Genomic DNA, 627 nt, shown 5'->3' with positions numbered 1-627 from the left:
ACACTGATGTCGGAAGACTATATTTCACGCGAACAATAACTTCACTCGTCCCAATCTCAAAAGACATTCCGAGAAGTTCACGCTCAATACCCGCTTCACGCCACGTTGCACAGCGTACGTTTTGGTTATTTCCACGATCATTGTCGGTATACGCACGCCAGAAGTTCGGAATTAGAGCTTCCTTCAGGCGCTCCTTGCCATTCCACGAATACGATACTAGATTTCCGTCCGCTTTATTGAACTGCAGAGCGAAGCGCTCACCACTCACAGTGAAGGAAGATCCAGCATCCTCTGTTTTAAGCGATAGATTCTCCACTTTGTTCGCTATAACAAGCTCAGTCACAGCTGGCAGCACGAATTGCTCCCATGCAATCTCATGCCCTGCTTCTGCCCATAGCATCTGTTCCTTCGTGAATAACTGAACGGTTAGAACAGCTTCTTCGGTAAAACTAGCGAGCTTCGGCAGCTCATATGGAATCGTGATTACTTGCTCTGCTTGAGGAGCTGTTGTCACCACAGCCGACCCTTCCTGACTAACAATACCATTAATAGCGACATGCCACGACAGACTATAGCTGTCTAAGGATTGGAACAAATGACGGTTAATCACTTTGATCGTTCCGGCGC

The 627-nt window shown here is 47.5% G+C and carries 1 protein-coding gene; it reads right to left on the bottom strand.

Features of this window, described 5'->3' with window-relative positions; translation table 11 throughout:
- Positions 1-627: beta-galactosidase domain 4-containing protein (locus AC1DWN_RS34900; RefSeq protein WP_477563371.1), on the bottom strand; the 627-nt coding region annotated here is incomplete at both ends.

The sequence above is a fragment of the Paenibacillus sp. P4_A7 genome, assembly GCF_056402455.1.
Note: the sequence above shows the minus strand (reverse complement) of the source record. Positions and strands in the feature narration are given on the sequence as shown.